The sequence below is a fragment of the Paracoccus sp. (in: a-proteobacteria) genome, assembly GCF_046462195.1.
In the GTDB taxonomy this organism is placed as follows: Bacteria; Pseudomonadota; Alphaproteobacteria; order Rhodobacterales; family Rhodobacteraceae; genus Paracoccus.
Map to the genome: position 1 here is coordinate 1 of NZ_JBKGUN010000259.1, position 8,309 is coordinate 8,309.

Annotated in this window: 6 protein-coding genes; 4 read left to right on the forward strand and 2 right to left on the reverse strand. The window is 64.2% G+C overall.

What is annotated here, in order from left to right:
• The 3 genes from ACLHHB_RS15835 to ACLHHB_RS15845 form a co-directional block, all read left to right on the forward strand.
• Positions 1–1,819 (forward strand): TRCF domain-containing protein (locus ACLHHB_RS15835; protein WP_410219245.1); only part of this gene is annotated, 1,819 nt, incomplete at its 5' end.
• Complete coding sequence (locus ACLHHB_RS15840; protein ID WP_410219246.1) at positions 1,816–2,943, forward strand: aminodeoxychorismate synthase component I; 1,128 nt, start codon at positions 1,816–1,818, stop codon at positions 2,941–2,943. The genes ACLHHB_RS15835 and ACLHHB_RS15840, both read left to right, overlap by 4 nt.
• A complete protein-coding gene (locus tag ACLHHB_RS15845; protein ID WP_410219247.1) occupies positions 2,904–3,536 on the forward strand; it encodes an aminotransferase class IV in 633 nt (210 codons plus the stop codon). The genes ACLHHB_RS15840 and ACLHHB_RS15845 overlap by 40 nt, the downstream gene beginning before the upstream one ends.
• A gap of 307 nt (positions 3,537–3,843) precedes the next feature.
• On the opposite strand, the gene clpA is transcribed toward ACLHHB_RS15845, so the two are convergent.
• Both clpA and gloB read right to left on the reverse strand, forming a co-directional pair.
• Positions 3,844–6,168, reverse strand: coding sequence for an ATP-dependent Clp protease ATP-binding subunit ClpA (gene clpA, locus ACLHHB_RS15850; RefSeq protein ID WP_410219248.1), 2,325 nt, complete (start codon positions 6,166–6,168; stop codon positions 3,844–3,846).
• Positions 6,169–6,384: 216 nt separating this feature from the next.
• The gene (gloB, locus tag ACLHHB_RS15855) at positions 6,385–7,131 is read right to left on the reverse strand and encodes a hydroxyacylglutathione hydrolase (RefSeq protein WP_410219249.1); all 747 of its coding nucleotides are present in this window, start codon (positions 7,129–7,131) and stop codon (positions 6,385–6,387) included.
• A 57-nt stretch (positions 7,132–7,188) separates the two neighbouring features.
• On the opposite strand from gloB, the gene ACLHHB_RS15860 reads away from it, so the two are divergent.
• Positions 7,189–8,016, forward strand: a complete 828-nt coding sequence (locus ACLHHB_RS15860; protein ID WP_410219250.1) for a hypothetical protein — start codon at positions 7,189–7,191, stop codon at positions 8,014–8,016.
• Positions 8,017–8,309: the final 293 nt, after the last annotated feature.

Sequence of the window (8,309 nt, forward strand, 5' to 3'; positions counted from 1 at the left end):
TGCCTGGCAGGCCCGCAAGGCGCGCCTGAAGGAACGCATCAAGCTGATCGCCGACAAGCTGATGCGCATCGCCGCCGAACGCCTGCTGCGTCCGGCACCCGTGCTGGAGCCCGAGGAGCATGAGTGGCAGCAGTTTGCCGCCCGCTTTCCCTACAGCGAGACCGACGACCAGCTGTCGGCCATCGAGGACGTTTCCGAGGATCTGGCCGCGGGCCGCCCCATGGACCGCCTGGTCGTTGGCGATGTGGGCTTTGGCAAGACCGAGGTTGCCATGCGCGCAGCCTTTATCGCTGCGTCGCAGGGGATGCAGGTGGCCGTCGTGGCACCGACGACCCTGCTGGCCCGCCAGCATTATCGCAGTTTCGTCGAACGCTTCCGCGGAACGGCGATCACCGTGCGTCCGTTGTCGCGTTTCGTCAGCGCCAAGGAGGCTGCCGCCACCCGATCCGGACTGTCCGAGGGGCAGGTCGACATCGTTGTCGGCACCCATGCCGTTCTGGCCAAGGGCATCCGCTTCAAGAACCTCGGCCTCCTGATCATCGACGAAGAGCAGCATTTCGGCGTGGCTCACAAGGAACGACTCAAGGAACTGCGCAGCGACATCCACGTCCTGACCCTGACCGCCACGCCCATTCCCCGGACGCTGCAACTGTCGCTGACCGGCGTGCGCGACCTGTCGGTGATCGGCACGCCGCCCGTGGACCGCCTGGCGATCCGCACCTATGTCAGCGAATTCGACAGCGTCACCATCCGCGAGGCGCTGCTGCGCGAAAAATATCGCGGCGGGCAGAGCTTCTTCGTGGTGCCCCGCCTGACCGACCTGCCCGAGGTCGAGCATTGGCTGAAGGAGAACATGCCCGAACTGTCCTCCATCGTTGCCCATGGCCAGTTGGCGGCCGGTGATCTGGATCAGCGCATGAACGCCTTTTATGACGGAAGCCATGACGTGCTGCTGGCGACCACGATCGTCGAATCGGGGCTGGATATCCCGACCGCGAACACCATGGTCATCTGGCGCGCCGACATGTTCGGCCTGGCGCAGCTGTACCAGATCCGGGGCAGGGTGGGGCGGTCCAAGGCGCGTGCCTATTGCTATCTGACCACCAAGCCGCGCCAGCCGCTGACGCCGCAGGCCATGCGGCGGCTCAAGTTCCTGGGCTCGATCGACGGGCTGGGGGCAGGCTTCAACCTGGCCTCGCAGGACATGGACCTGCGTGGCGCGGGCAATCTTCTGGGCGAGGAACAGTCGGGCCATATCAAGGAAGTCGGCTTCGAACTGTATCAGCAGATGCTGGAAGAAACGATTGCCAAGCTGAAATCCGGCGAGATCGAGGGCACGCCCGAGGATGAATGGGCACCCCAGTTGAACCTGGGCGTCCCGGTAACCATTCCGGAGAGCTATATCCCTGACCTGGACGTGCGCCTTGGCCTTTATCGCCGCCTGGCCGAGCTGACCACCAAGGTCGAGCTTGAGGGCTTTGCCGCCGAGTTGATCGACCGCTTCGGACCCCTGCCGCGCGAGGTGAACACGCTGCTGCTGGTCATCCGCATCAAGGCCATGGCCAAGCGCGCCAATATCTCCAAGCTGGACGCCGGGCCCAAGGGGATCACCGTCCAGTTTCACTTGGACAAGTTCCCCAATCCTGCAGGCTTGGTGGAATATCTGGCGGACGAGCGTGGCACGGCCAAGGTCACCGATAACAAGGTCGTCCTGAAGCGCGAGTTCACCTCGGACGCCGAACGCATCAAGGGCGCCTTCGCCGTGGCGCGTGATCTGGCGGCCAAGGTCAAGGCGGGCAAGGCAAAGGCACAAGCGTGAGCGGCCAGATCCGGTTCGACAAGGGGCCGCTGCCGGACGGCACGCTGTTCGCCAAGCCCCGGACGATCATTCGCGCGGATACGCCGCAGGGGATCGGCCCTGCACTGGTCGCGATGGAGGCGGCCCGGGCGCAGGGGCGGTGGCTTGCGGGCTATCTGTCCTATGAAACGGGTCTGGCGCTGTCGCCCAAGACCGCGGACCTGATGCCGGAGCATCGGCAGATGCCGCTGGTCCTGATGGGGGTGTTCGACGCCCCCCGTCCTGCACCGCCGCTGCCCGCGCCTGATGATGTGAGAATCGGCCCGGTGCGCCCCTTGTGGGACCGCGCCCGTTATGATGCCGCCATTGCGGCGGTTCATCGCTATATCGAGGCGGGGGATACTTATCAGATCAACCTGACCTTTCCGGCCGAGGCCGAGGCAAGCGGCGATCCTCTGAAGATTTACGCGGCTCTGGCAGCTCGCCAGCCCGTGGGCGAGGGTGCTTTCGTCGATCTGTGCGGACCAGTGATCCTGTCGCGCAGTCCCGAACTGTTCTTTGCGGTTGATGCGGCAGGTTCGATCGAAACCCGCCCCATGAAAGGCACCGCCCGGCGCGGAGCGACGCCCGACGCGGATCGTGCCGCGGCTGTGGCGCTGCAGTCATCGGAAAAGAATCGCGCCGAAAACCTGATGATCGTCGATCTGCTGCGCAACGATATCAGCCGCATCTGCCGCCCCGGCAGCGTTCACGTCCCGCAACTGTTCCATGTCGAGCATTATGCGACGGTGCACCAGATGGTCTCGACTGTCAGGGGACAGCTCATGCCGGGCGTGGGGCTGCCCCAGATCCTGGGGGCGCTGTTTCCCTGCGGGTCGATCACCGGGGCACCCAAGATCCGGTCGATGCAGATCATCGCCGAACTCGAGCGGGCGCCACGCGAGATTTATTGCGGTGCGATCGGCTGGGTCGATCCCGCAGGGCCGATGCGCTTCAGCGTTGCGATCCGTTCGCCATGGATGGTGGCGCCGGAACGCTTGCGGCTGAACGTGGGTGGCGGCATCGTCCATGACAGCGAAACCGGTTCCGAATGGGAGGAAGCCCTATGCAAGGCCGCATTCCTGGCCCAGTCCCCCCCGGGCTGACCATCTTCGAGACGATGCGGGTCGAGGCTGACGGCCGCGTTCTGCTGTGGCCGCGGCATCTGGCCCGCCTGCGCCAAGGTTGCGCAGCCGTGGGTTTTCCCTTGGACGAGGGGCAGGTGACGGATGCGCTGGCCCGTCTGCCGCAGGGTCGTGTCCTGCGGGCGCGGCTGGCGGTGGACAGCAGCGGCAGCATCACGCTGACCCATGCCGACCTGCCGCCGAACCCGCCCCTTTGGAGGGTCGCGATCTCTTCCTATCGGCTTCGGCCGGACGATCCCTGGTTGTCGATCAAGAGTTCGCATCGCCCTGTTTATGACGCCGCCCGCGCCGAAATGGTTGACGACACTGACGAGATGCTGCTGCTCAACGACCAAGGATTTCCTTGCGAAGGGTCCATCTCCAACCTGTTCGTCCTGCGCGACGGGGTCCTTCTGACGCCTCCCCGGGATCATGGCCTTCTGCCGGGCGTCCTGCGCGCCGATCTTCTGGCCCAAGGTCGTGCGCGCGAGACGCCTCTGCAGATCGCGGATTTGCGCAACGGGTTTTTCTGTGGAAACGCGCTGCGTGGCTTGATCCCCGCCCGTCTGCGCTAGCAGCAAAAACTCTGCGCAGAAGAAGATGCGTTGCGAGGCTCCAGGAATGGCGCGCGCCGCACGCCGCGCATATCGACCTGCCTCCGCAACCCTTCACGGTTCGGAGGAGAACGTGTCAAAGCCGGCAGTTCAGGATCGCAACAACCAAGCCTTTCCTGCGCATCAGCAGAGGGGAACCCCGGCCGTGATGGCAGAGCGACAGGCAGTTGCTGCAGCAAAGGATCCGGTTGGCGGATGTATCAGACCGAACGTCACAACAAAAAAGCCCCGCCCAGAAGGGCGGGGCTTCATGACAATCAACCTTAGATCACTCGGCGGTCAGCAGTGGTGTCTTCGACTTGCCGATCCGCGGCGTGTCCGGCCCGGTGATGTCGAAGACAGGCTTGTCGTCCTCGATCTTGACGCGCACCATGCCACCCTTGGTCAGGCGACCAAACAAGAGCTCCTCGGCCAAGGGCTTCTTGATGCTTTCCTGGATCACGCGGCCCAAGGGACGTGCGCCCATGCGGTCGTCGTAACCCTTTTCAGCCAGCCAGTTGGCGGCTTCGGGCGTCAGCTCGATATGGACATTGCGATCCATCAACTGCGCCTCCAGCTGCAGCACGAACTTCTCGACCACATGGATCACCACATCGCGCGACAACGGTGCAAAGCTGATGACCGCGTCCAGACGGTTGCGGAACTCGGGCGTGAAGGTCCGCTCGATTGCGGCCGTATCCTCGCCCTCGCGCCGATCGCGGCCAAAGCCGATCGCGGCCTTGGCCTGATCCGCCGCCCCTGCGTTCGACGTCATGATCAGGATCACGTTGCGGAAGTCGACCGTCCGGCCGTTATGGTCGGTCAGCCGCCCTGCATCCATGATCTGCAGCAGGATGTTGAACACATCCGGATGCGCCTTCTCGATCTCGTCCAGCAGCAGCACGCAATGTGGATGCTGGTCCACGCCGTCGGTCAGAAGCCCGCCCTGGTCAAAGCCGACATAGCCCGGAGGCGCGCCGATCAGACGGCTGACGGCGTGCTTCTCCATGTATTCCGACATGTCGAAGCGGATCAGCTCGACGCCCAGGCTCGAGGCCAGCTGCTTGGCAACCTCGGTCTTGCCGACGCCCGTAGGCCCGGCGAACAGATAGTTGCCGATGGGCTTTTCCGGCTCGCGCAGGCCGGCGCGAGCCAGCTTGATCGCGCTGGACAGGGCCTCGATGGCGTTGTCCTGGCCGAAGACCACGCGCTTCAGGCCTGCATCCAGATCGCGCAGAACCTCGGCGTCGTTCTTGCTGACGTTCTTGGGCGGGATACGGGCGATCTTGGCCACGACGGCCTCGATCTCCTTGGGGCTGATGGTCTTGCGACGCTTGCTTTCCGAGACCAGATGCTGGGCCGCGCCTGCCTCGTCGATCACATCGATCGCGCTGTCGGGCAGCTTGCGGTCGTTGATGTAACGGCTGGCCAACTCAACCGCCGACTTGATCGCATCGTTGGTATAGCGCAGGTCGTGGTGCTTTTCGAAATGCGGCTTCAGTCCCATCAGGATCTTGACGGTATCCGGCACCGAAGGCTCGTTCACGTCGATCTTCTGGAAGCGCCGCGACAGGGCACGGTCCTTCTCGAAATGCTGACGATACTCCTTGTAAGTGGTCGAGCCCATGCAGCGCAGCTTGCCGCCCGCCAGGGCTGGCTTGAGCAGGTTCGAGGCATCCATCGCCCCACCCGAAGTCGCACCCGCGCCGATCACCGTGTGGATCTCGTCAATGAACAGGATCGCGTCGGGATGGGCTTCGAGTTCCTTGACAACGGCCTTCAGCCGCTCCTCGAAGTCGCCACGATATCGCGTGCCGGCCAAAAGGGCCCCCATGTCGAGCGAGAAGATGGTGGCGCCCGCCAGAACGTCGGGAGTCTCGCCCCGCGTGATCTTCAGCGCCAAACCTTCCGCGATCGCGGTCTTGCCCACACCCGGATCGCCCACCAGCAGCGGGTTGTTCTTGCGTCGCCGGCAAAGAACCTGGATCGCGCGCTCGACCTCGGGCTCGCGGCCGATCAGCGGATCCACGTCACCCTTCTTGGACTTCTGGTTCAGGTCGACGCAGTACTTGCCAAGTGCGCTCTCGTCCTTGGCCTCCTGCGCGGCCTCGGCCTTGGTTTGTTCGATGGGCTCGTCCGATCCGGCAACCTTGCGGGGCTCGTTGAACGACGGGTTCTTGGCCACGCCATGCGCGATGAAATTGACCGCGTCGTAGCGGGTCATGTCCATTTCCTGCAGGAAGAAGGCCGCGTTGGATTCGCGTTCGGCGAAGATGGCAACCAGCACATTGGCTCCGGTCACCTCCTGGCGACCTGAACTTTGCACATGAATCGCCGCACGCTGGATGACGCGCTGGAAGGCCGCCGTCGGCACGGCTTCCGAGCCGTCGACGTCGGTGATCAGGGTGGAAAGGTCATCCTCGATGAAATCGACAAGGGTCTTGCGCAGCTCTTCCAGATCCACGTTGCAGGCCCGCATGACCTTGACCGCATCGGGTTCCTCGGTCAGGGCCAGCAGCAGATGCTCCAGCGTCGCAAGCTCGTGTCGATGTTCGTTCGCCAGCGCGAGTGCCTGGTGAATGGCCTGTTCCAGGGAGGTCGAGAAACTTGGCACGGTCGTCTCCTGTCAGTCGGCTGGCGGTATGGACCTGTTCTTGGCCCACCTGCCCAGACTGTCACGATAGCTTTAAGATTTGGTGGATTTCGGCTGGCATCAAGTGGTTTTTCCGACTGCTGCCACGTTTTTCCCACGCTTGAGGCAGATGTGATGTCGCACCGCCCTTATTTCAAGCGTCAGATCCACGTACGAACTCCTTGGCGGCGCTGCAGATCAGAAATCATCCTTCATCTGCCTCAACCGGGTGAATACATCGGCCTCACTGGCGCCCTCCATTCCCAACGAAGCGCGCAGCGCCCCCACCCGCAGGAAAGGGTTGGTCAGGCGCTCCTGTTCCAGGGTTGCCGGGGCACAGGGCTGCCGGGCCTCATGGATGGCGGTCAGCCTGTCCTGCAGTGCGTCGTTGCCGGGATCGACCGAAAGCGCAAAGGCACCATTTCCCGCGCAATAATCGTGGCCGGAACAGATCAGCGTGTCGGCGGGCAGGGCGTTCAGGCGCGACAGGCTGTCCCACATCATCGGCCCGTTGCCTTCGAACAGCCGTCCGCATCCAAGGGCCATCAGGCTGTCAGCCGTGAAGGCAAGGCCGCTGTCGGGAAAGTGAAAGGCCACATGTCCCACCGTGTGACCCGATACGTCGATAACCGTGACGGGCTCTCCCAGCACCTCCAGCGGTTCGCCGGGGCGGACGCGCAGGTCCAGGGGCGGCAGCCGGCGGGTGTCCGCATCCGCCCCGATGACCTTGGCCCCCGTGGCTGCGACGATTTCGGGAACCGCCTGGATATGGTCGTCGTGATGATGGGTCAGCAGAATCGCGTCCAGACCCCAGCCCCGCGCCTCGATTTCGGTCAGGATCGGCATGGCTTCGGGGGCATCGATCAGGACCGTGCCCGCCTCGCCATGCAGCAGATAGGCATAGTTGTCCTTGAGACAGCGCAGCGTGACCATGTCCAGCGGCATTGGCAATTCCTTCACCTTGTGCTGATCTGAGCCTGACAAAAGCCGGGCCGGGGCGCAATGCACCATGATATCGATCAGCTGCGACATTTCTATTATCAGCGCGCTCTGGGGCGCGTGGTGCAGCGGATCCTGCGCGACCGGCTGACCGCGCGCTGGTCGCCCGAGGGCTGTGCGGGCATGACCGTGGCGGGGTTCGGCTTTGCTGCGCCGATGCTGCGGCCTTATCTGCCCCATGCGCGGCGGGTCACGGCGCTGATGCCGGGGCCGCAGGGGGCGCTGGCCTGGCCCGCGGGCACACCCAACCATGCCGTCCTGTGCGACGAGACTGCGTGGCCCATCGAGACGGGAAGTTTGGACCGTCTGGTGATGCTGCACGGCTTGGAAGCCAGCGAGCACGCCAACGCGCTTCTGTCCGAGGCGTGGCGCTGTTTGGGACCGGGCGGGCGGATGATGGCGATGGTGCCCAACCGGGCGGGTTTGTGGGCCGCCTCGGATCGAACGCCGTTTGGTCATGGCCGCGCCTACACGACCGGGCAGATCGAGGCGCAGATGCGCGCTGCCGGCCTGATGTCGGAATGGCATGGATCGGCGGTCTACATCCCGCCATCGGACCGCCGTTTCTGGCTGCGCAGTGCCCAGTTCTGGGAACGCACCGGCGCGAGGATCAGCCGTGTCCTGATCGCGGGCGTGATCCTCGTCGAACTGACCAAGCAGACCCGTGCACCGGCCGGTCCGGGCGTGCGCATCCATGTGCCCAGCCCGCGCGAGATTCTCGACGGAGTCGTTCGCCCGGTCTCGCGGCCGGGGAGCAAGGCGGCGCCAGTCGGACGCGGTACGGGAGCGCAGGCCCTTTCAACCGACAACAGGGCATCAAATCAGGGGTGATGCGACATCCTGCCGCATGCGCAAAATCTGTCTTGGATGCGTGATGTTAGCGCTGGCCGTGACCCATTTGCCCGGGACTGCATCCTTTGTCGCAAAGGCCGGTCTTTCGCGTCCATGACGGTTGCCGGGCGTTAATTCACCTGCTAGAGACGCCCCAGATTTGCGCACGACCCTCCAAAAGCCGTGCGCCCGCGACCCGCACCCCGCGACAGACCAGGCAGATGCCCGGCCCGCCAGCGGGGTTTGCGCAAACCGTAAAGGATGACCGTGGCCAACTCTGTTTCCATGTCCCA